Origin of the sequence: Kitasatospora sp. NPDC058184 (assembly GCF_042883725.1) — a bacterium.
Lineage (GTDB): Bacteria > Actinomycetota > Actinomycetes > Streptomycetales > Streptomycetaceae > Kitasatospora.
The window spans coordinates 227,816-249,347 of record NZ_JBHVVE010000002.1; the positions used below are offsets into that span (position 1 = coordinate 227,816).

18 protein-coding genes are annotated in these 21,532 nt (G+C 74.2%); 4 read left to right on the plus strand and 14 right to left on the minus strand.

Annotation, left to right across the window (positions count from 1 at the left end):
• Window positions 1-12: 12 nt before the first annotated feature.
• From ACFVXH_RS04240 to ACFVXH_RS04255, 4 genes are read right to left on the minus strand one after another with little or no spacing between them, the layout of a single operon-like run.
• Window positions 13-789, minus strand: a complete 777-nt coding sequence (locus tag ACFVXH_RS04240; protein WP_387820086.1) for an ABC transporter ATP-binding protein — start codon at window positions 787-789, stop codon at window positions 13-15.
• Window positions 786-1,652, minus strand: coding sequence for an ABC transporter permease (locus ACFVXH_RS04245; RefSeq protein WP_259316971.1), 867 nt, complete (start codon window positions 1,650-1,652; stop codon window positions 786-788). The genes ACFVXH_RS04240 and ACFVXH_RS04245 overlap by 4 nt, the downstream gene beginning before the upstream one ends.
• Window positions 1,649-2,689, minus strand: coding sequence for an NrtA/SsuA/CpmA family ABC transporter substrate-binding protein (locus tag ACFVXH_RS04250; protein ID WP_387820088.1), 1,041 nt, complete (start codon window positions 2,687-2,689; stop codon window positions 1,649-1,651). The genes ACFVXH_RS04245 and ACFVXH_RS04250 overlap by 4 nt, the downstream gene beginning before the upstream one ends.
• 59 nt (window positions 2,690-2,748) lie before the next feature.
• Window positions 2,749-3,858, minus strand: a complete 1,110-nt coding sequence (locus ACFVXH_RS04255; protein WP_387820090.1) for an ABC transporter substrate-binding protein — start codon at window positions 3,856-3,858, stop codon at window positions 2,749-2,751.
• Window positions 3,859-4,289: 431 nt separating this feature from the next.
• On the opposite strand from ACFVXH_RS04255, the gene ACFVXH_RS04260 reads away from it, so the two are divergent.
• The gene (locus ACFVXH_RS04260) at window positions 4,290-5,072 is read left to right on the plus strand and encodes an IclR family transcriptional regulator (RefSeq protein WP_049652177.1); all 783 of its coding nucleotides are present in this window, start codon (window positions 4,290-4,292) and stop codon (window positions 5,070-5,072) included.
• Window positions 5,073-5,277: 205 nt separating this feature from the next.
• Here the strand turns inward: ACFVXH_RS04260 and ACFVXH_RS04265 are convergent, their stop codons facing one another.
• From ACFVXH_RS04265 to ACFVXH_RS04290, 6 genes are all read right to left on the minus strand, one after another.
• Complete coding sequence (locus ACFVXH_RS04265) at window positions 5,278-6,213, minus strand: winged helix-turn-helix domain-containing protein (RefSeq protein WP_369808300.1); 936 nt, start codon at window positions 6,211-6,213, stop codon at window positions 5,278-5,280.
• A gap of 504 nt (window positions 6,214-6,717) precedes the next feature.
• Window positions 6,718-6,876: a hypothetical protein gene (locus ACFVXH_RS04270; protein ID WP_375873423.1), complete on the minus strand. Its 159-nt coding sequence runs from the start codon at window positions 6,874-6,876 to the stop codon at window positions 6,718-6,720.
• Window positions 6,877-7,290: 414 nt separating this feature from the next.
• Entirely contained in the window at window positions 7,291-7,965 is a 675-nt protein-coding gene (locus tag ACFVXH_RS04275; protein WP_079272453.1) for an ATP/GTP-binding protein, read from the minus strand.
• Entirely contained in the window at window positions 7,946-8,593 is a 648-nt protein-coding gene (locus tag ACFVXH_RS04280; RefSeq protein ID WP_387820093.1) for a DUF742 domain-containing protein, read from the minus strand. Before ACFVXH_RS04280 ends, ACFVXH_RS04275 begins: the two co-directional genes overlap by 20 nt.
• 8 nt (window positions 8,594-8,601) lie before the next feature.
• Window positions 8,602-9,021, minus strand: a complete 420-nt coding sequence (locus tag ACFVXH_RS04285) for a roadblock/LC7 domain-containing protein (RefSeq protein ID WP_049652175.1) — start codon at window positions 9,019-9,021, stop codon at window positions 8,602-8,604.
• A complete protein-coding gene (locus ACFVXH_RS04290) occupies window positions 9,018-12,050 on the minus strand; it encodes a nitrate- and nitrite sensing domain-containing protein (RefSeq protein ID WP_387820095.1) in 3,033 nt (1,010 codons plus the stop codon). Before ACFVXH_RS04290 ends, ACFVXH_RS04285 begins: the two co-directional genes overlap by 4 nt.
• 549 nt (window positions 12,051-12,599) lie before the next feature.
• Between ACFVXH_RS04290 and ACFVXH_RS04295 the strand changes: the two genes are divergently transcribed.
• On the plus strand, window positions 12,600-14,426 hold the full coding sequence (locus ACFVXH_RS04295; protein ID WP_375873420.1) for an AMP-dependent synthetase/ligase: 1,827 nt from the start codon (window positions 12,600-12,602) through the stop codon (window positions 14,424-14,426).
• Window positions 14,427-14,637: 211 nt separating this feature from the next.
• On the plus strand, window positions 14,638-15,819 hold the full coding sequence (locus tag ACFVXH_RS04300) for a polysaccharide deacetylase family protein (RefSeq protein WP_387820575.1): 1,182 nt from the start codon (window positions 14,638-14,640) through the stop codon (window positions 15,817-15,819).
• 107 nt (window positions 15,820-15,926) lie between these two features.
• Here ACFVXH_RS04300 and ACFVXH_RS04305 read toward each other — a convergent pair whose 3' ends face one another.
• Window positions 15,927-16,319 (minus strand): hypothetical protein, encoded by a 393-nt coding sequence (locus tag ACFVXH_RS04305; protein ID WP_387820096.1) that lies wholly within the window; start codon window positions 16,317-16,319, stop codon window positions 15,927-15,929.
• Window positions 16,320-16,689: 370 nt separating this feature from the next.
• Here ACFVXH_RS04305 and ACFVXH_RS04310 point away from each other — a divergent pair, with 370 nt between their 5' ends.
• Window positions 16,690-17,655, plus strand: a complete 966-nt coding sequence (locus ACFVXH_RS04310; protein WP_380738631.1) for a nitroreductase/quinone reductase family protein — start codon at window positions 16,690-16,692, stop codon at window positions 17,653-17,655.
• A gap of 188 nt (window positions 17,656-17,843) precedes the next feature.
• On the opposite strand, the gene ACFVXH_RS04315 is transcribed toward ACFVXH_RS04310, so the two are convergent.
• The 3 genes from ACFVXH_RS04315 to ACFVXH_RS04325 all read right to left on the minus strand — a co-directional run bounded on the left by ACFVXH_RS04315 (window position 17,844) and on the right by ACFVXH_RS04325 (window position 21,347).
• A complete protein-coding gene (locus tag ACFVXH_RS04315) occupies window positions 17,844-18,641 on the minus strand; it encodes an SGNH/GDSL hydrolase family protein (protein ID WP_053112220.1) in 798 nt (265 codons plus the stop codon).
• 562 nt (window positions 18,642-19,203) lie between these two features.
• Window positions 19,204-19,860: an NUDIX domain-containing protein gene (locus ACFVXH_RS04320; RefSeq protein ID WP_181970874.1), complete on the minus strand. Its 657-nt coding sequence runs from the start codon at window positions 19,858-19,860 to the stop codon at window positions 19,204-19,206.
• 311 nt (window positions 19,861-20,171) lie between these two features.
• Window positions 20,172-21,347 (minus strand): hypothetical protein, encoded by a 1,176-nt coding sequence (locus ACFVXH_RS04325; protein ID WP_387820099.1) that lies wholly within the window; start codon window positions 21,345-21,347, stop codon window positions 20,172-20,174.
• Window positions 21,348-21,532 lie beyond the last annotated feature (185 nt).

The following is a 21,532-nucleotide window of genomic DNA, read 5'->3' on the forward strand; positions in this document are numbered from 1 at the left end:
GGGTCGCGGACGTCAGTGGACGCCGAGGTCGGCGAGCAGACGGCGGCGCAGGTCGGCGAAGGCGGGATCGGCCGGATCGCGCGGGCTCTCGACGGTGACGGCCTCGTCCCGGGCGAGCAGGCCGTCGCGCAGGACCACGACCCGGTCGGCGAGCCGTACGGCCTCGTCCACGTCGTGGGTGACCAGCAGGACCGCCGGGCGGTGGCGGCGCACCAGGTCGCCGACGAGGTCCTGCATGCGCAGTCGGGTGAGCGCGTCCAGGGCGGCGAACGGTTCGTCCAGCAGCAGGAGTTGCGGCTCGCGGACGAGTGCCCGGGCGAGCGCGACGCGCTGCGCCTCACCGCCGGAGAGGGTGGCCGGCCAGGCCTCGGCGTGCCGCTCCAGGCCGACCTCGGCGAGTGCCTTCAGCCCGGTCTCCCGGGTCGCGGCGCCGCGCGGGAGGCCGACCGTGACATTGGCCAGCACCCGCTTGGACGGCACCAGCCGGGGCTCCTGGAACACCACGGTACGGACCGGCGGGACGAGCACGGTGCCCTCGTCGGCCTGGTCGAGCGCCCCGAGGATGCGCAGCAGCGTGGTCTTGCCGGTTCCGCTGGCGCCGAGCAGGGCGACGAACTCGCCGCGGGCGATGGAGAGGTCGACCCCGTCGAGGACCGCCCGGGTGCCGAACACCCGGCGCAGGCCGCGCAGGTGGACGGCCGGGGCCGTCCGCTCGGTCACCGAGGGAGGAGCGGGCGAACGGGGCGAGGAGGGGGCGAGGGTGGCGGCGGTGGTCGTGTCGGCGGTCATCGGGCCGCTCCCTGGACGGCCTGGCGCCACGGCATCAGCACGCGCTCCAGGACTCGGACGATGCCGTCGGCGGCGAGGCCGAGCAGCCCGTAGATCAGGATGCAGACGGCGAGGACGTCAGTGCGCGAGTAGTTCTGCGCCTGGGCCATCAAGTACCCGATGCCCTCGGTGGAGTTGATCTCCTCGGCGGCGATCAGGGCGATCACGCTGAGCGTCATCGACAGGCGCAGTCCGGACAGCAGCGAGGGCAGCGCACCGGGCAGCACGACGGTGCGCACGATCGCCCAGCGGCCGAGGCCGAAGCTGCGCATCGCCTCGACCAGTTTGCGGTCGGTGCTGCGGACCCCGCCCGAGGCGGACACGTACATCGGGAAGCTGGTGGCGACCCCGATCAGGGCCACCTTCGCGGTCTCCGTGATGCCGAACCACACCATGAACAGCGGGACGAGGGCCAGGAACGGGACGGTCCGCAGGATCTGGATCGCGGAGTCGAGCAACTCCTCGCCGAGCCGGGTGAATCCGGTGACCACGCCGAGCACCAGGCCGGTGGTCGCGCCGAAGAACAGGCCGAGCCCGGCCCGGGTGAGGGAGACGGACAGGGCGTCGGTCAGCTGACCGTTGCCCCACAACTCCCCCACGGCCTGGGCGACCTGGGCGGGCGAGGCGAGCACGTCCTGGGTCAGCGCGCCGGTGGCGGACGCGAGCGCCCAGCCGCCGAGCAGGGCGAGCGGACCGACGGTGCGCAGGGTCACGGCCAGCGCGCGGGGGCGGGGCCGGTGCCGCCGGCTCTGCGGGGCGACTAGGCCGGCGTCGAGGGCGGCCCGGGTGTCCTCGGGGGTGAACTTCTCGGTCACGGTGGTCACTTGGCACCGTCCCCGAGCCTGTTGACGTCGATCAGGTAGGGCTTGACGTCCACCAGCTGCTTGGTGACCTTCTGGTCCGCGAAGAACTGGGCGACCGTCCCGAACCGGGCGGTGTCGGCGTCGGAGATGGCGTCGGCCGGGGTCCCCTGCCTGCTGACGTTCACCGCGACGTCCTTCTCGGCGGGGGTGACGGCGGTCGGGCCGGCGTCGGTGAACACGTTGAGGTAGCCGGCCGGGTCGGCCTTCTCCTTCTCGCCGTTCGCGCGCAGGTAGGTGTAGAACGCCTTGACCACCTCGGGGTGCTTGTCGGCGAAGCCGTTGCGCACCGCCCAGACGGCGTAGTTGTCGGAGCCGACCTCCTGACCGTTGACCAGGAAGTGCGCGCCGGCGTTGGCGATGGCGGGCGTCGAGAAGGTGTTCCAGGTCGCCCAGGCGTCCACCTGGCCGGAGTTGAAGACCCCGGAGGTCTGGTCGGCGCGCAGGTAGACCCGCTCCACCTTGTCGGCCGGGACGCCGTTCTTCGCCAGCGCCTTGAGCAGCAGGTACTCGCTGGTGCCGCCCTGGGAGACGGCGACCTTCCGGCCGACCAGGTCCTGAACGGACTTGACGGGCGAGTCGTTCTTCACCAGGATCCCCTCGCCGACGCCGTCGGGCGCGGTCTGGGCGAACAGCTTGAAGCCGGGCTTCTGGGCGAGCGCGGCGACGGCCGAGGTGATCGAGCCCTGGGCGACGTCCAGCTGGTCGGCGGAGAGGGCCTGGGCGGCGGGGGCGAAGGGTCCGGCGCTGCCGGTCCAGGCGACCTTGGCGTGGACGGCCGCCAGGGCCCGGTCCAGCGAACCGTCCTTCTTGCCGCGGGCGAGGAAGCCGTTGTTGCCGGGGTCGGGCAGGCGGAGCACCACGTCGGCCTTGCCACCGGCCCCGCCGGCGGCGGAGGCCTTGGCCCCGTCGGCGGACGAGCCGCAGGCGGCCAGGGCGGTGGAGGCGAGCAGCGCGGTGGCGGCGAGGGCGAGGCGGGGGGTCTTCACGGGGGTCTCCATGTGAGTGACAGATGACAGCCGACAGCTGACAACTTTTGAAATCTGTTAGCTGAACGCCGTTACCTGAAGTCTGTGATCCGAGCGTTGTCGGCGCCCGCACCCGAACCTGCGGCGCCGCTCGTGTCGGTGCCGGCAGCGACACCCGCACCCTCACCCGCACGCCGCGCACGCAGCAGCTCGCGGGCCGCACGGAGCGGCTCCGGGTCGGCCCACGCCCGGACGTCCACCGGCGCGGTGAGGAAGCCCTGCTCCCCGAGGAACCGTTCCTGCAGCGCCAGCAGCTCCAGCCGCTCCGCCGACAGGTCCAGGTGCAGGGTGCGGTGACTGCCCGGCGCATAGGCCCCGGCGACGCCCTCGGCCCCGGCACCGGTCTCGGCCCGCAGGATCCGGACCACCTCCTCCGGGTGCTCCGCCGCCCAGTCGGCGGCCTCCAGCAGCACCGCGAGGAACCGCGCGACCAGCTCGGGCTGCTCGTCCAGCAGCCGCTGGTGGACGGTGATCGGCCGCGGGGTGCCGTTGTTGACCCGGGCCCGGCGGTCCGGCGCCGCGTCCAGCTCCACGGCCACCTCCGCACCGATCCGGCGGGCCGCCTCGACGGCGAGCGCCCCCTTCACGTACACCGCGTCCACCACCCCGTCCCGCAGGGCGGCCAGCTCCGCGGACCACTGCCCGCCGCCCGGAACGCCGGGGACGTCCACCAGCTCGGCGTCCGCCAGGGTGAGGCCCGCGAGCCCGAGGGCGCCGCGGAGGCCGGCCAACGCCATCGCCCGCCAGAAGTCGATGCCGATGTCATGATGCGGCACCGCCAGCCGCAGTCCGCGCAGCTGCGCCGGTTCGGTCACGCCGCTGCCGGCCCGCACCAGCACCACCTGGCGCTCCTCGATCCAGGTGAGGCCGATCAGCCTGGTCGCCTCGCCGCGCGAACGGGCCCACAGTGCAGGGACGTTGCCGCCCTCCCGGAACAGTCCGGTCAGCGCGTGGGTGTAGTGGTGGTCCGCCGCCACCTCCGGCGGAGCGTCCTGCAAGGAGCGGACGGCGATGCCGTCGGCGGCGAACTCCCGGGCGAGCCACCCCTGGTCGGCGGCGATCCCGGTCGCGGTGGGCACCGGGCAGCGGGTGAACCAGAGGGTGTCGGGAAGCGGGGAGGCGTTCTGGATGCGACTGGACAACGGAGTTGGTCCTCTACGGGGGCTCCGACGACAGCCGGAGGAGCTCGGGATCGATTACCGCACGAAGGCACAGGAAGCCTGGTGCGCAAGGAAGTTGTACGCCACGATGCAGGGAGGAAGGCAGGTGGCGCGGGAGGCGTCGGTCAGCGACAACACGCACGGGAGGGGAGACACCGGTGGGACGTCACGGTGCTTCTCCTTCCGCAGAGTCGGGGCAGGCGCCGCCTGGACCGAGTGGCCGTCCGGCGCGATGCCAGGAGCGTTCCACGGCGGACGAGCCCGAGGCAAGTCTTTGCCACATGATGGGATCGGTTGTTCATCAACGCCATTCCATTGCAACGTCGTCGACACATTCCCGCAGCACCGGCTGCCCTACGCTGAGACCGCCTCCGGCCGCCGGGCCGGAGTTCCGAACCGAAACGCGAGGTGCCATGCCCGGGGCCGCCACCGCCGTCCAGAGTCCGCCGGCCGGTGCGCAGGCCGTCCAGCGCGCGCTCGGACTGCTGCACTGCTTCCATGACAACGGCCCCGACCTGAGCGCCTCGGACCTGGCCCGCCGGATGGGCCTGTCGGTCTCAACCGCGCACCGGCTGGCCCGCACGCTGGTCAGCGCCGGGTTCCTGGAGCAGGACGAGCAGACCGCCCGCTACCGGCTCGGTCCGGCCGTCGCCGAACTCGGCCAGCTCACCTTCCACCAGCGCGGGTTGCACCTCGCCGGGCCCGAGCTGGAGCTGCTGTCCCGGCGCACCAAGGCCACCGCCGACCTGGCGATCCGCAGCGGCGCGCACGCGGTGATCCTGGTCGGCGGATCGGTCCGCCCGGACACCGGACTGGGCCTGCGCCGCCCACTGCACTCCACGGCGCTCGGCAAGGTCCTGCTGGCCTGGCCCCGCCCGGGCGAGACGACGCCCTCGACACTCGGCCCGCTGGCCTCCTTCACCGACCGCACGATCACCGAACCGGCGCTCCTGGAGGAGGAGTTGGCGAAGGTCCGGACGGCCGGGTACGCGCTCAACGACGGCGAGTCGACCGCCGGGGTGCGGACGGTGGCCGTGCCCGTCCTGGACGGCGCCGGGCAGGCGCGGTTCGCGCTGGCGGTCCGTTCGACGCCCGCGCACCTCACCGACGACCGGCTGGACTGGTTCCTCGGCCACGCCCGCGGCTGCGCCGACGCCCTCGCCGTCCTCCTGCTCCCGCCGGACCAGCGCGGCTGACGCTCCCGGCACGCCTTCCACTCCACAGGGACGCGACGAAGCAGCGGGCCGCCCGTCCGTGTCCAGGACGAGTGGTCCGCTGCTTCGACCGGCCGACGCTCAACCGACCGGCGGCAAGAGGCCGTTGGCGACCGGCTGCCAGATCGGGCGCCAGACCGGCCGTCCAGATCCGCCGTCAGATCCGCCGTCAGGCCGGAACCAGCCGTCAGACCGCGGCCGGGGTGTACTTGTAGCCGACCCGGCGGACCGTCACGATGGTGTCCCGGTAGGCCGGTCCGAGCTTGCGGCGCAGCCGGGCGACGTGCACGTCGACCGTCCGCCCGTCCCCGACATGGCCGTAGCCCCAGACCGCGGAGACCAGGTGGTCCCGGGTGTGCACCCGCTGCGGGTGCTCGGTGAGGTGCGCCAGCAGCTCGAACTCCAGGTAGGTGAGGTCGAGCAGCCGCCCGTCGACGTAGGCGTTGCGCCGCTCGGTGTCGACGGCGATGCCGCGCCCGGCCGGGCGGACCGGACGGACCCCCGCCACGGTCTGGCCGGCGGGCCCGCCGGTCGTCGGCTGCGCCCCGTGGGCCGGGTGGGCCCCGGGGAGCGTGTGGGTTCCGGGCTGGGCGGCGGCCCCGACGCCGGCCGGAGCCCCCGGCAGGCCGACGACCTGCGCCGCCGGGCCCTCGGTCGGCACCAGCACCAGGTACCCGACCATCGCGCCGCCGTTCACGCCGCCGAACTGGATTCCGTACTGGGCGAGCAGACCCTGCGGCAGCGCGCCCTGCGGCAGGGTGGCGACGACGGCCGCCCCCTCCGGCAGCGCGGCGAGCAGCGACTGGGGCACCTGCGGGACGGTCACTCCCGGCTGCGCGGCTGCGGGTGCCGGGACGGTCGCCGGACGGGTCGGTCCGACATGGGCCGGGCCGACGTTGGCCGTTCCGGCGTGGGTCGGTCCGGCATAGGGCGGACGGGCCGCCACCCCGGGCCATCGGTCGGACAGCGACGCCGGGGGGACGGACGGTCCCGCGGCCCCGGACGCGCCGGGACCGACCGGCGCGGTGGCGGGGACGGAGGAGACCGGCGGGACGGAGCGGACCGCGCGCAGGTGCGGGGTCGCGGTGGGCAGGGGCAGGGTGGCCGTGGAGGAAGAAGACATGGTGTGCCGCTCATTTCGCGCGTGACGGACGGGGTGGAGTCGTCTGCGCGTCGACCGGGCGTACTGCCTGGGCTGGACCGGAACGAACCGGATCAGCGGGCGGAGGGCCGGGACGCGCTGGGCGAGCCGGGACACGTTTGATCGAACAGGTGCGGCTGCCGGGACGGCCAGAACGGCTCGAGGTCGAGGCGACCCCGCCGGCTGTCCACGGCGCGGCTCCCGCACCGGTTCCACCGTCCGGTCCGTCCACCCGCGCGCATCGCGGGGGCCGACCCGGCCGTTCGGGTACGGCCGACGATGCCGGGGGTGGTGCTGGGGCAGACGATGTTCACTGGTGGTCTCTCCGCTGGGCGGGTCCGGTTGGTCGGCCGCGGGCACGCCGGACGGGCGCTCCGCTACGGCCTGGTCGACGGGTTTCGGCGGTGCGTCGGACGGTGGACCGAGAGGGCCGGGTGGGCCGTCAGCGCCGGGGACGTACCGGGAAGGTCGGGAAGGTCAGGCCGGTCAGCGACAACACGCGCTGCAGATCAGCGCGTGGTCGATGTAGCGGCGGACGGTGAGCGCCGGATCGGCGGCACCGGTCACGGCGACGCCGGGCATGGGGGCACCGGGCAGCGGGGAGCCGGGCACGGCGGTGGTGATGCGTCGTCGGCCGACGGTCATCCTGCTGCCCTCCCCCTCGTTCTCCACACGGCGGCGCACCGTTGACGGTGCCCGCCGACGATGCCTCGCCGGTTCGTCGAAGGCCGTCCGCCGGTTGCAACGCCCGTACGAACGGGGCGTTTCCGGCGCCCCCGACGGCATGGCCGGGCGGCCTTCGTCCACAGAGCCTTCCACGGCCGGGCCGGTCTAGGCAACCTTCGGCGCAGTGATCGTCCACGATGCGGACGGTGGAATGAGACGGCGGGCGGAAGGGGCAGGTCGGCGCGCTGACCTGCCGACTCTTCGCACGCCCGTCGTACGGCGGTCGCCCAGCCGTCCTTCACCCGTTGTCGAGCCGGAGCGCGGGCCGACCCCGGCCGGAGCCGGACCTGCTCCGACCGGACCGAGCCGGGTCCGGCCGGGGCCGAGCCGCCCTCAGGCGCCGACCGGGGCGCGGCGGTGCCGGCCGGCGGCGGCGTGCTCGACCAGCGCGACGAGCAGGTCCTTGCCGTCCTGCCGCAGCCGCGCGTCGCAGAGCACCACCGGGATGTCCGGGTCGAGGTCGAGTGCCTCGCGGACCTCGTCCGGAGAGAACCGCTCGGTGCCCTCGAAGCAGTTCACCGCGACCAGGAACGGGATGCCGCGCTGCTCGAAGAAGTCCACCGACGGGAAGCAGTCGGCCAGCCGCCGGGTGTCCGCGAGCACCAGGGCGCCGAGCGCGCCGCGGGCCAACTCGTCCCAGACGAACCAGAACCGGTCCTGCCCGGGCGTGCCGAACAGGTAGAGCGCGAGGCCCGGCCGCAGATCGATCCGGCCGAAGTCCATCGCGACGGTGGTGGTGCGCTTCGCCTCCACCCCCGAGGTGTCGTCGACCGGGCGGCCCAGCTCGCTGAGCTCCTCCTCGGTCCGCAACGGCCGGATCTCGCTGACCGATCCGACCAGCGTGGTCTTGCCCGCGCCGAAGCCGCCCGCGACCAGGATCTTCACCGCGACGGCCGGACCGCCGCGCCAGCGCGGGTCGTTGGCGTTCGCCGGGTGGGACGCGGTGCCGTCCGGATCGGGCACGGTGCCCTCCGGGCGGGGGCGGGGGTCAGAGCGCACGGAGTCCATTGATCACGTCTCGCAGCAGGCGCTCGTCCGGCAGCTCGGCGAGCGGAACGGGTCGGGTGACGCTGATCAGCTCGGCGTCGTAGAGGTCGCCGAGCAGCACCCGCACCACGCTGACCGGCAGGTCGGTGTAGGAGCCGAGCTCGGCGACGGAGAGCGGCTCGCGGCGGCACAGGGTGAGCAGCGTCTGGTGCTCCGGGTCGAGGACGTGCGCGGGCACGGCCCCCGCGACCGGCCCGGGATCGACGGCGGTGACCAGCGAGATCAGGTCGAACAGCCCCTCCTCGACCGGCCGGGTGCGGCCGCGGGTCATCGAGTAGAGCCGCACCACCGGGCCGGCCTCGTCGTCGAACCAGCGGTCGTCGACCGGGGTGCGCGGCCGGAACAGGTCGACGTCGGGCCCGTCCGGGTCGACCTCGCCGTCCTGGCCGTCATGGCCGTCCGGGCGGTCGACGGCGTCCGAACCGCCACTGCCGGACGGCCCGGCGGGACCGGAGGAACCGCCGGTGCCCGACGAACCGCCGACGCCGGAGGAACCGCCGCTGCCGGACGGCCCGGCCGTACCCACCGGCACCTGGGGGCCGTCCGGCGTCTCCGGGCCGTCCGGCTCATCCGCCTTCGGATCCGCCATCGGACCGCTCATCTCACCGGCGGGGCGGTTTCGGTGCGCGGCTCGGCGGCCATGTGCTCGCCGACCCGCTTGACCAGCAGCGCCATCTCGTACGCGATCTGGCCGATGTCCGCCTCGGCCTCGCTCAGCACGGCCAGGCAGCTGCCGTCGCCGGCGGCCGTGATGAACAGGAAGGCCTCGTCCAGCTCCACCATGGTCTGCCGGACGCCGCCGACCTTGAAGTGCCCGCCGGCGCCCTTCGCCAGGCTGTGGAACCCGGCGGCGACGGCGGCCAGGTGCTCGGCGTCCTCGCGGTCGAGGTCGCGGGAGGCGCCGGTGGCCAGGCCGTCGTTGGAGAGGATCACCGCGTGCCGCAGGGCCGCGACGCGCCCCACCAGGTCGTCCAGGAGCCAGTTGAGGTCCCCTGACGACTGCATCGACGTGGTCATGAATCAGTTCCTTCCGCTGGAGCGGGTGGTGCGTGTGGAGCGGGTGGTGCAGGTGGTGCGGATGAAGCGGGTGGTGCGGGTACGACGGTGTCCGGGGTCCGGCGGACCGGCTGCCCCGGCGGTACCCGCCGGACGAGCGGCGCCCGGCCGATGTCCCGCGGCGCGGGCAGCGCCGCCGGGGCGGGCGCCGGGGCGATCGCCCGCCGGGACCGGTCGGGCGGCTGCCAGGCCGGTACGGCGGTGGGCCGTCCGGTCCCCCGCACGGCACGATCGTCGGGTGTGCCGGGACGATCCGTCAACGGAGCGCCGGTCCGGTCCGTCGGCGCACCGGGGCGGCCCGGGGAGCCGACCGTACGGTCCGCCGGGGCCGTGGCCCCTCGCCCCCGGGTGAAGCCGCGCTGGAAGGAGGCGAAGGTGGCCCTGGCCTCCTCGGGGGAGCGTTCCCGGACCTCCCGGGCCTCCCCGCCGTCCTGGGTGCCTCCGGCCGATCCGTCGCCGGCCGACGCGCCTCCGGCCCCGCCGTCGGCTCCGGTACCGGCTCCGTTGCGGAACCGTTCCTTCAGCTGTTCCGTGAGCTGCTCCCTGAGCTGCGGCGCCAGGTTCGCCTGCCGGACCCGCCGGGGCAGGCCGCCCGCCGTCCGGGGAGCGGCACCCGCGGGCGGAACCGCGACCGGGTCGGTCCGCCCGACGGAGCCGCCGACTCCACTGGCCCCGGCAGCTCCGATGACCCCGGTAGCTCCGCCGGCCTCGGCAGCCGCGACGGCCGCCTCGGCCGCGGCCACCACGACGTCCTCCCGCCGGTGCCGCCCCGGCCCCGGCGCGTCCTCGGGGTCCGCCGCGGGCGCGGGGACCAGCACCGGCCCGCCCTTGCCGCGCGAGACCCGGCGCGGCAGTCCGCCCGCCGTCCGGCCCGCGTCCGGCGCGGAGGGGCGCGGCCCTCCCGTCGCCCCGCGGTGCCTGCCGTCCGCGTCACCACCGGCACCGGCGGAACCGACGGAACCGACCGCGGACGCCGACGAGGGAGCCGACGGGGAAGCACCACCCGACCCGGGCACCGCGACCAGGTCCCGCTGCCCGCGCCGGCCGCCCGCCGCGGGCCGCTGCCCGGCCGTGCCCGGCTCCGGCCGCCCGTCCGGCGCCTCCGCGAGCAGCTCGCGCGGGATCAGCACCACCGCCGTCGTCCCGCCGTACGGGGACGGCCGCAGGTGCACCCGGATGCCGTGCCGGCGGGCCAGCCGGCTGACCACGAACAGGCCCAGCCGGTCGGTGTCGGCGAGGTCGAACTCCTGCTCCACGGCGAGGCGTTCGTTGATCTCGGCGAGCAGCTGCTCGCTCAGCCCGAGGCCGCGGTCGTCGATCTCCAGCGCGAAGCCGTGCGCCACCACCTCGCCCTGGACGGTGACCTGGGTGCTCGGCGGGGAGAACACGGCGGCGTTCTCGACGAGTTCGGCGACCAGGTGGGTGACGTCCGCGACGGCGCTGCCGAGCAGGCCGGTGCCGGGGAACGGCCGGACGATCACCCGGGCGTAGTCCTCGACCTCGCCGACCGCCGCCCGGACCACGTCCACCATCCGGACCGGCTTGCGCCAGGCGCGCCCGGGCGAGCCGCCGGCCAGGATGATCAGGCCCTCGGCGTGCCGGCGCATGCGGGTGGTGAGGTGGTCGACCTTGAAGAGGTCCTCCAGCTCCGCCGGGTCCTCGGTGCGGCGCTCCATGGTGTCGAGCAGGGTGAGCTGGCGGTGCAGTAGCACCTGGCTGCGCCGGGCCAGGTTGACGAACACCGCCGAGACCCCGCGCCGCAGTTCGGCCTGCTCGACGGCGGCCTCGACGGCGGCGCGTTGCACCGCGTTGAAGGCCTGGCCGACCTGGCCGATCTCGGCGTCCCCGAAGTGCAGCTCGGGGGCCTCCGTAGCCACGTCCACCGGCTCGCCGCGGCGCAGCCGCAGCATGACGGACGGCAGCCGGGTGCCGGCCAGCTCGTGGGCCGCGTTGCGCAGGCCGATCAGCTGGCGGGCGAGGCCGCGGCCGATCCGGAACGAGATCATGATCGACAGCACCACGGCGACCAGGCCGATGGCACCGGCGATGCCGCCGCGCCACAGCAGTCCCATCGAGGCGGACCGCGCGCGCTCGTCCAGCCCGGCGGAGATCCGGCTGTTGATCGAGGCGAGGTCGCCGAGCGCCCGGTCGGCGGTCACCCGCCAGGAGTCGCTGTTGAGCGCCTGGACCACCCGCTCGGGGCCGCCGGCGCCGACGAAGTCCGCCTCGGCGCGGGCCAGCGCGCCCCAGGCCTCGCCGCCGCGCAGCGCGACGTAGTCGGACTGGTCGGCGGGGTCGAGTTCGGCGACGTAGACGGTGAACAGCGCCTGCTGGTTGTGCAGGGCGTCCAGCGCGACCTGATACTGCTCGGCGGTGGGCTTGGCGACGCCGGTACGCAGGCCCTCCATCGCCGCGTCCTCCTGCGACAGGTACTCGCGGGCGCGCACCAGCTCGATCAGGATGGTGCCCTGACGCGGGAGTTGGCCGCTCTGCCGGGCGACGTAGGCGGACCGGAAGCCGAACACCGGCTTGACCAGGTCGCTGTACTGGCCCAGCGCGAACTCCCAGTTCAGCGCGGAGCGGCCGACCTGGGCGCGGAGCGGTCCGAGCTGGTCGGCGGCGGCGACGATCTGCACGAAGCGGCCGCGCTGCGGGGCGGAGAGCTTGCCCGCGGAGGTGTCCTTCTTCTGCCGCAGCACGTCCAGGCTGCGGTCGGTGGCGGCCTTGGCCCGCTCGTAGCCGTCCCTGGCGGCCGGCGAGCGCGGGTCGGCCAGGCGCTGGACGGCGGCGCGGCGCTCGTTCTGCAGGTCCCCGGTGTACTGGTCGACCGGGCCCGCGAACTCCTTGTACGTACGGCTGATCCCGAGCTGGTTCCAGACATCCCCGGTGGTGGCGATCGTCGCGTAGGCCCACAGCGCGGCGAGCGCGACGATGGGCACCAGGAGCAGCGCGATGATCTTCGCGCGGATCGAGCTGCTGCGCAGACGCATGGAGTCCTCGGTCGGGAAGTGCCAGGCGCGGACGGGGAGCGGTGGGAACGATAGGAACGGCGGGAGCGGCGGGAACGGTGGAGGGATGGTGTCGAGGCGCCGGTTCAGGGCCGGATCGGGGCCGAGGCGGAGCCGGGTCGGTGGTGGTACGGGGCTGGTACGGGGGGTGGCGCGGGACGGCATGGAGGGTGCCGAGGGCAAGGTCGGAGGAGGGGTTTCCGGCCACAGGTCTGCGAGACTCTACTACGCCCTCACCACTCGTTCGAGGGGCGAACCAGTCCACCGACCGGTCTCGTCCCGCACACGTCAGAAACCGGCCTCCCCCTCCCCCGCTTCACGTCCGGAATGTCCGCCCGTGCCCGGAAATGCGGGATTGACACGAGGCCCCCGCACCCTCAGCGGTTCCTCCTCCGCACCTCCCCGGGGACGACACCACCGGAGGAGGCCGGTGCCGATCTCGTCGTGTCACCGCCACAACCCTGGGCAGTGACAGGGTGATCCGATAGTTTCGGCCCACCCCGTACTACCGGCACCGAACTGGGGAGGACTGTGCGCGAGTTCACCACCCCCGCCCCGGCCGTGCCCGAGGCCTCCGGAGGACTCGCCGACTCCCTCTACGACACCGCCGGGCGCACCCCCGACCTGGTCCAGCTGTCCCGGCGGACCGAGGACGGGCAGTGGCAGGACGTCACCGCCCGGGAGTTCCGGGACCAGGTGCTCGCCCTGGCCAAGGGTCTGCTCACCCACGGCGTGCGCTACGGCGACCGGGTCGCCCTGATGTCCCGCACCCGCTACGAGTGGACGCTGTTCGACTACGCACTCTGGTCGATCGGCGCGATCACCGTGCCGGTCTACCCCACCGCCTCCCCCGAGCAGGTGCGCTGGATCCTCGCCGAGACCCAGGCGGTGGCCTGTCTGGTCGAGGACGAGGACGCCGCGATGACCGTCGGCGCGGTCTGCGACGCGCTGCCCGACCTCACCGGCATCTGGCAGCTGGACCGCGACTGCGTCGCCGCGATCACCGAGGACGGCCTCGGCGTGCCCGACTCCCTGGTGCACCGCCAGCGCCTCGGCGTCGCCGCCGGGAACATCGCCACCGTCGTCTACACCTCGGGCACCACCGGCCGCCCCAAGGGCTGCCTGATCACCCACGCCAACCTGGCCGCCGAGGCGGACGCCCTGCTCGCCGGCTGGGGGGACGTCCTGCGCGACACCGGCGGCGGCCGCCCCGCCACCCTGCTGTTCCTGCCGCTCGCGCACGTCTACGGGCGGGCCGTGCAGATCGCGGCGATCCGCGGCGGCTTCCGGATCGGGCACATCCCCGAGGTCTCCACCGACGCGCTGCTGCCCGCGCTGGAGACCTTCCGCCCGACCTTCCTGCACGCCGTCCCGTACGTCTTCGAGAAGATCTTCCAGCAGGCCCGGCGGGCCGCCGAGGACGCCGGGCGCGGCGAACTCTTCGAGCAGGCCCGGCAGGTGGCCGTCGACTGGGCCGCCGCCCGGGAGCAGAAGGCCTTCGGCCGCGGCCCCGGACCGGGCGCGGCCCTGCGGCTGCGCCACCTCGCGTACGAGCGGACCGTCTACCCGAGGCTGCGGGCGGTGCTCGGCGGCCGGGTGCGCAGCGTGATGTGCGGCGGCTCCACGCTCCGGCGCGAGCTGGGCCTGTTCTTCACCGGCGCCGGCCTCCAGCTGTACGAGGGCTACGGGCTGACCGAGACCACCGCCGCGATCACCGCCAACCCGGCCGGCCGGCAGAAGCTCGGCACGGTCGGACAGCCGGTGCCGGGCGCCTCGGTGGCGATCGCCGACGACGGCGAGGTGTGGGTGCGCGGCGGCTCGGTCTTCGGCGGCTACCTCAACCATCCGCGGTGCACCGCCGAGTCCCTGGTCGACGGGTGGTTCGCGACCGGTGACCTGGGCCGGCTGGACGAGGACGGCTACCTCAGCATCACCGGCCGCAAGAAGGACCTGATCGTCACCAGCAGCGGCAAGAACCTGGCCCCGGCGGCCCTGGAGGAACGGGTCGAGGCGCACCCGCTGGTCTCCCAGTGCCTGGTGGTGGGCGACGACCGCCCGTACGTGGCCGCACTGATCACGCTCGACCCGGCCGCCCTGGCGCACTGGCTGAAGACCCACGGGCGGGAGCAGGCGGACCCGTGGACGGTGCTCGCGGACGAGGAGCTGCACGTGGAGGTCCAGCGTGCGGTGGCGGCCGCGAACACGGCCGTCTCGCGGGCCGAGTCGATCCGCGCGTTCCGGCTGCTGCCACGGGAGTTCAGCCAGGAGCAGGGGCTGCTGACGCCCTCGCTCAAGCTGCGGCGGGCGGCGATCGCCGAGCACTACGCGACGGACATCGAGGAGTTGTACCTGCCCTGAACCGGGGCTGTCCGTCTGGTCCTTGACGTACCGTCTTGTCCCTTGTGCCACAGGCGCGATGACCGCGCAGCGGCGAACTGGTTCATCCGCCGTTCCCTTGACGGCCTTATTGGTCTAGTCCATTGTTGCGACGATCCAGAGTTCCACGGTCCGATTCCGCTCACGCCCTCCCCACGGGCGTACCCCCACCTGCTGGAGTCCTCACGTGTCGATGTCCACACGCCTGTCCGCGCGCCTGTCCGCGCTGGCCGCCTCGGTCGCCCTGCTCACCGGCCTCGCCGCACCGGCGGCCTCGGCCGACGCCGCCCCGGCCGGCGGTCCGAGTGCCCAGGCCGCCCCGGCTGGCGGTCCGAGCGCCCAGGCCGCCCCGACCGTCAACCTCGCCACCAACCCCGGCTTCGAACTGCCCTCCCCCGACCTCGCCGACTGGGGCAGCGTCCCCGGCTGGAGCTGCACCGGCGGACCGGCCGAAGCGGCCGTCACCGCCAACGCCCCGCACACCGGCGCCTCCGCGCTGACCGTCACCCCCGCGAACGCCGACTCCACCGGGGAGTGCGCGCAGACCGTCGCGGTCCAGCCCAACACCACCTACACGGCCTCCGCATGGGTGCGCGGCAACTTCGTCTACCTGGGCGCCACCGGCACCGGCAAGGACGTCGCACCCGCCTGGACGGAGACCACCGGCGGCGGCTGGCAGCGACTGAGCACCCGGTTCACCACCGGCCCGAACGCGCGCAGCATCCGGCTGTACGTCCACGGCTGGTACCAGCAGGGCCCGTTCTCCGTGGACGACGTCCGAGTGGACGGCCCCGCACCCGCCCCGGCCGTCGCCGCCGGCTCCGTCCCCACCAACGACAAGGTCGTCTTCTTCACCGTGGACGACGGCTGGCAGCGCACCCCCGAGGCGGAACGGTTCATCGCCGACCACCGGCTGCCGATCACCGCCTTCCCGCTGCCGATGCCGGCCGCCACCGACCCGGACTTCTTCCGGCGGGTCACCGCCGTACCCGGCTCCTCGGTCCAGGACCACAGCGTCTCCCACACCGACCTCAGCACGCTCCCGCTGGAACGGCAGCAGGTCGAGATCTGCGACGCCCGTGACTCCATGACCCGCATCTTCGGCTCCACGCCGACGTTCTTCCGCCCGCCGTACTTCACCTGGAACGCCGACACCCTGCAGGCCGCCGCCAACTGCGGCATCCGCACCGTGCTCACCGCCGACGCGGACTTCAGCTGGGGCGCCGCCAACATCTGGCACCCGGGCCTGCTGCAGCCGGGCGACGTCGTCCTGATGCACTGGACCGACACCCTCGCCTCCGACCTCCAGCGCGCCCTCGCCGCCGCCGACGCCGCCGGGCTCAAGCCGGCCGGCCTGGTCGACTACCTCCGCTGACGGGCACCGTCCGGGCCTGACGGACGCGCCGCCGCCTCCGAGGGGGCGGCGGCGCGTCGCCGTTCGCTCGGGCGCTCCCGCGCTCCGGCGCTCCGGCGCTCCGGCGCTCAGCCGCCGAAGACGTCTCCCGTCCATCCGGTCAGGCGCGCTTCGAAGTCGGCCGCGGAGGTGATGTCCTGGGCCGGGATCGCACCGCCCGACTCGTGCTCCCCCGCCGTGACCAGCTTCTCCTCCCAGCCAGCGGCCAGGTAGGACACGTCCGCCCAGCCCCCGCAGAAGAGCACCACCTCCAGTTCCGCACCGGTCAGCGGGTCGGCCAGCCGCAGGCCGACCGAGTCCGGATCGACGACCCGGGCACGGTCCGTCTCCAGCGGCTGCGGCCACGGCGCGAGCCAATCGCGCCAGGTGAGCGGACCCACCGTCAGCCGGGCCGCACGCCATCCCGGGGCCCGGGCGGCGATCCGCGCGGCGGCGTCGTCGAGGTCCACCACACGTTCCATGGCGGCTTCCGGTTCCTCTCCGGCGGCGATCGTCCTCGTTGACAGCGTGTCCGCGGCCTGGCTCTAATGGGGGCGTGCAGCGCGGCGTCGGCCACAGAGTAGTGGGCCGGCCGACAGCCGAGCGAGCACCTTTCCGAAGGGACGATGCGCGATGAGCACTCTCTCCGCTTCCCTGATCTGACGCCGGGCGGTCACCGCGCTGCCCGCGTGCGCGAACCGTGCCCCGTGACGGACGTCTACGGACGCCGACGGACGTCTGCGGACATCGCCGGACGCGCGACCAGCCGTATCACCGGCTCCGGCACTCGGCACTCGGCACAGCAGGTGACCGCGACTTCCCCTTTCCTCTCTGGAGATCCACCACACACGCATGCCCATGTCCTTCAACCAGAACGTCATCGAGGAGTTCCGCGCCAACGGCGGGCGGGTCGGCGGCCCGTTCGAGGGCGGCGACCTGCTGTTGCTGACCACCACCGGGGCACGCTCCGGGCGGCCGCACACCGTGTCGCTCGGGTACGTCCGGGCGGAGGGGCTGCTCCTGGTCGTCGCCTCGGCCGCCGGGGCGCCGGAACACCCCCAGTGGTACCGCAACCTCCTCGCCCACCCGGTGGTCCGGGTCGAGATCGGCGCCGAGGCCTTCGACAGCGCAGGATCCGGCGTCGAGGCCTTCGACACCGTCGCCGTGCCCGCCGAAGGCGACCGCCGGGAACGGCTGTTCGCCGCCGTCGTCCGGCAGGCTCCGGGCTACGGCGACTACCAGGCGCACACCGACCGGGAGTTGCCGGTCGTCGCCCTGGAACGACCCGAGCCGCCCTCCGTCAGCCCCGCCCCGGTGGTGCGCAGCCTCGCCGACAAGCTGCTGGAGGCGCACACCTGGCTGCGCGCACAGCTGCGCCACGTACGGGAGGAAGCGCACGCCCACCTCCCGGGCCGACCGGCCCCGCTCGGGCTGCAGCTGCGCCAGCACTGCCTGGCCTTCTGCGACGGGCTGACGCACCACCACACCGGCGAGGACACCGCCGTGTTCCCCGCCCTCGCACGCAGCCACCCGGAGCTGGCCGACGTCCTGGCGCGGCTCGACGAGCAGCACCGGGCCATCGGGCGGATCAAGGAGGAGTTGGTGGCCCTGCTGGCCGGGATCGCGGTCACCGAACCGGAGCGGCTCCGTACGGAGCTGGACCGGATGTCCGCCGAACTGGAGGCGCACCTCGACTTCGAGGAGGCGGAACTCCTGCCGGTCCTCGCCGGCATCCCCTTCCCGCCGACCGGACCGGCCCCGGGCAGGCCCGCGCCGAACGGATCCGCGCCGAACGGATCGGCACCGAACGGCCGCTGAAACGGCGGTGCCGCCGCCCCCTCCCGAAACGTGGGAGGGGACGGCGGCACCGGCATGCCCCAGGACGGGACGGTGCCCGTCGGAGCCCGTCCGTGACGACGGTCCGCCAAAACGGTTCGCTACTGCGGTCCGCCACGACGACCACTGCGGGCCGATCCGGCTCCTACGGCCCTTACGGCCTACCGTCCTCAGGAGGCCGAGAACACCGGCAGGTAGCCGCCGGACTGGCCGGCCGCCTTCGGGTGGTAGCTCTCGTCGACCGGCAGGGTGGCACTGTTCAGCCAGGTGGTCAGCGAGCCGCAGATCTCGTGCTCGGTGAAGACGTTGCGGACGTCGCCGAAGGCGAAGCCGGCGTTGGCGGCCCGCTTGGCGAGGACGCCGTCCAGGGTGTCGGCGGCACTGTTGATGGCGGCGCGAGCCGTGTCGCCGATACCGAAGATGCAGCTGCCGCCGATCTTGTAGATGTGCGGGTAGCCCATCACCACGACGTGGGCGTTGGGGGACTTCGACTTGATCGCCGAGTACACCTTGTCCAGCTGGCCGGGCAGGGTGGTGGTGGCGTAGTTCTTGGCGGTGTTGACGGCGTTGACGCAGTCGGACTCCGAACCGAGGACACAGGTCTGCATGGTGTCGGCGAAACCGGCGTCGTTGCCGCCGACCGAGATGCTGACCAGCGTGGTGCCGGCGTCCAGGGCGGAGATCTGGCTGTTGAGGATGTCACCGGTCTTGGCGCCCGAACAGGCCACGAACTTGAAGGAGGACGGCGCGTGCGCGTTCTTCCAGAGGTACGCGTACGCGTTGGTGCTGCGCTTGCAGCTGCCGCTGTCGCTCAGGTAGCTGCCGGCACCGACGCCGGAGGAGTACGAGTCCCCGAGGGCCACGTAGTTGACACCGGCGGCGTTCGCGGACGACGCGGCGAAGAGCGTCGTCATGGTGAGGCCTGCCGCTACGGCGGCGATGGACAGGGCACGGGCAGGGCGGATCATCGCATCTCCAGTGGGGTGGCGTGGCGAGGGTCACAGAAGTGATACCAGGCGGTAGCCAAACCCGGAAGCGGTCATGCCAAGGATATTGACGGGCCGTCCGACAGCCCGGAGATGAATTGCCGCCGACAATCCGGGATTTCGCCCAGGTCAGCGGGGGTACGCGGTGACGCGCGTAGCGCAGCGCGCGTAGACCGGCAACTTGCGGAAGTTCTGTGCACGGTAAGCGGGGGGCTGCCGCCCGGTTACCGCCGAGTCAGATTCGAAGCGGGTGCCGAGGGGCACAGGGGGGGCTGACGGAACACCTCAAGGCACGTCAGAAGGTGGGCGGAACAGGGCATCGGCGGAAGCGGTGAAATTCACCGGTGAGCCTGATCGGACCCGTGCGGCTGATCGGACGCGTGCGGCTGACGGTTGACGTCCGCCATGGCCGCGCCTGCCGCGCCTGCCGTACGTGCCGCGCGATGTGGCAGCGCGTCAAGGCAGCACGGCGGGACACCACGCCAGGGCAGCGCATCAGGGCGCCCCGCCGGGAGGTCGCGCAGGAGTACGGCGACGCGCGTGGTCAGCCGTGCACGCCGGGGCGGCCACCACCGAGGTGCACGGCACCCGGGTAGACGGCGCCCGGGGAGACCGTGCAGCCCTCGACCGGCAGCTCCTCGATCGCCTCGTTCGCGGCCGCGGGCACGCCGAGCCAGCGCGCGGCGGTGGCGACCGCCGCGCGGGCCTGACGCAGCCCGGGCGCGCCCCAGCCGAGCAGCTCGACGGCGAGGCCCGGCGCGACCAGCAGTCGCCGGTAGTGCCGGCCCGAGGCCGGGTCGGCCACGCTCGGGCCGACCGCCCGCAGCGCCGCCGCCATCCGGACCCGCGCGCACTCGTGCCCGCCGTTCGCCGAACCGACCCGGTCGTAGAGGTAGCCGAGGTAGTACGGCCGGCCGATCACGGCCTGCGCCTCCTCGGCGGCCTCCCGGGCCAGGGCGGCCGCCGGATCACCGCCGTCCTCCGGCTCCAGCGACCCACCGGGCAGCGAGCAGATCCCGTCCCGGGGGTTCACCAGCGTCAGCACCCGCCCGTCCGGTGCGAACAGCCACCCCCAGGACTGCTTGACCGGCAGCCCCTCCGGCACCTGCTCGCCCGGCCGCCACGGCCAGCCCGCGGTGGGACGCCGCCGCACCTTCCCGAGCAGTTCGGCGATCTCCGCGCTGTACTCGATCGGGCTCATGCTCTCGCCCCGCGGCGCTCGGCGGGGGTGCTCGCCCCTGCGCACCCCCTGGCACCGAGCTCGCTCCGCTCGCTCATCCGTCCCCCTCTCGCTGTCGGGCTTCGCCGGACCGGCGGTGCGCGGGGAGGACCTGCAGGGCGCGGTACGGAGCGGCCGGAGCGGCGGCGTGGGGCACCGCACGCTCCTGCTGTTGATCTTCTCCGAATCTTCCCCGAACAGGCGGTCGATGAACAGTCCCCAGCGCCGCATGGTGGACGCGGAGGCGGTGAACGCGGCGAACGCGGTGGACGCGGAGGCGACGAGCCCCCCGATCACCCCAGCGGCCCACCCCCTTCCCCGGCGCCCCGGAAGCCGGGCAGCGGGAACCCGGGCCGAGGGTCCACCCCGGGCGGGAACGGCATCCCACGCGCGGCATCGTCGGCCAGCTCGTCGAACACCTCGTGCGCCGTCATCGGCCGCAGCCGCCCGCCGGTCAACGCCCAGCCGAGCACCGGCGGCCGGAGCCCGGCGTCGTCGGCCGGGGAGGCCGGGCCCCTAGCCGGGGCGGACCGGCCGTCGGCCTGACCGGCGGCCCGGACACCCGCCGACGGATCGCCGTGCAGCAGCAACGCCCCCTCCCCGCCCAGGGCGACGCCCGCCGCGAGCGTGACGCAGAACGCCTCGGCGTCCCGCCCGGCCGGGTACAGCCGCCCCTCCTCCACGCAGACGTCCACCGCCGAGGTGAGCTCCTCGCCGTCCTCCGGGCCGTGGCAGCGCAGCGTCAGCAGGTGGCACCCCTCCCCCGCGCCCTCGGCGAGCGCCAGGTAGACGGACGTCACGTACCGCATCACGGCCGCCATCCGGAACTGCCCGTCCGGGTCCTCGCCGACGGCGTCCAGCAGGGCCGCGCAGGCCACGGACATCCGCACCCGCGCCCGGTGGTCGTCCAGCAGCACCGGGAGCAGCTCGGCCAGCCGCTCCCCCGCGTAGACGAACGGCTCCCCCGCCAGCTCGGGATCGCCCGCGTAGGCGACCCGGGCGGCGGGCATCCGAGGATCGAGGCCGAGCGCCTCGCAGTAGTCCTCGAAGTCGCCCGCCTCCAGGACCCGCAGGTGCACCTCCAGCCCCTGCCGGTGCAGGGCCGTGAGCTGCTCCTCCGCCCGCCGCAGGTAGGCCTGGTGCCCGAGCCCGCCGAACAGCCCGTACCGCGTAAGCCCGGCGAAGTCCCCGGCGTCGACGGCCAGGGCCACCGCCACCGGCTGGGGCGGCGGCGCGCCCCGGACCCGCCCGCCGAGCCCGACCGCCCGCGCACCGTCCCCTCCCGCACGGGCCCCCGGCGGCCGGCCGCCCCCGGGCGGCGCCGCCCCGCCGGGCCCGGCGGCCGACACCCCGCCGACACCGCCGCCCGGCCTCCGCCCGGCCATCACCAGCACCCGCCGCCGCCCCCGCGACGGACGCCCCGCCGCAGCGCCCAGCGCCTCGCACACCGACTCCCGCACGACAGTCATGACTCCTCCTTCTCGCTCGCCCGACTCCGGACCTCGTCGGCCGCCCCGACCGGGGGTGGCCGACGCCGAGGAACATACACAGAGCCACTGACAATTCACCCCAAGTAATCGAACAAGCTCAGCGCCACCCTCACCGGCACCGCACGGCACCCGCGGCCCGCCGTCCCCCCGGGACTCCCGGGACC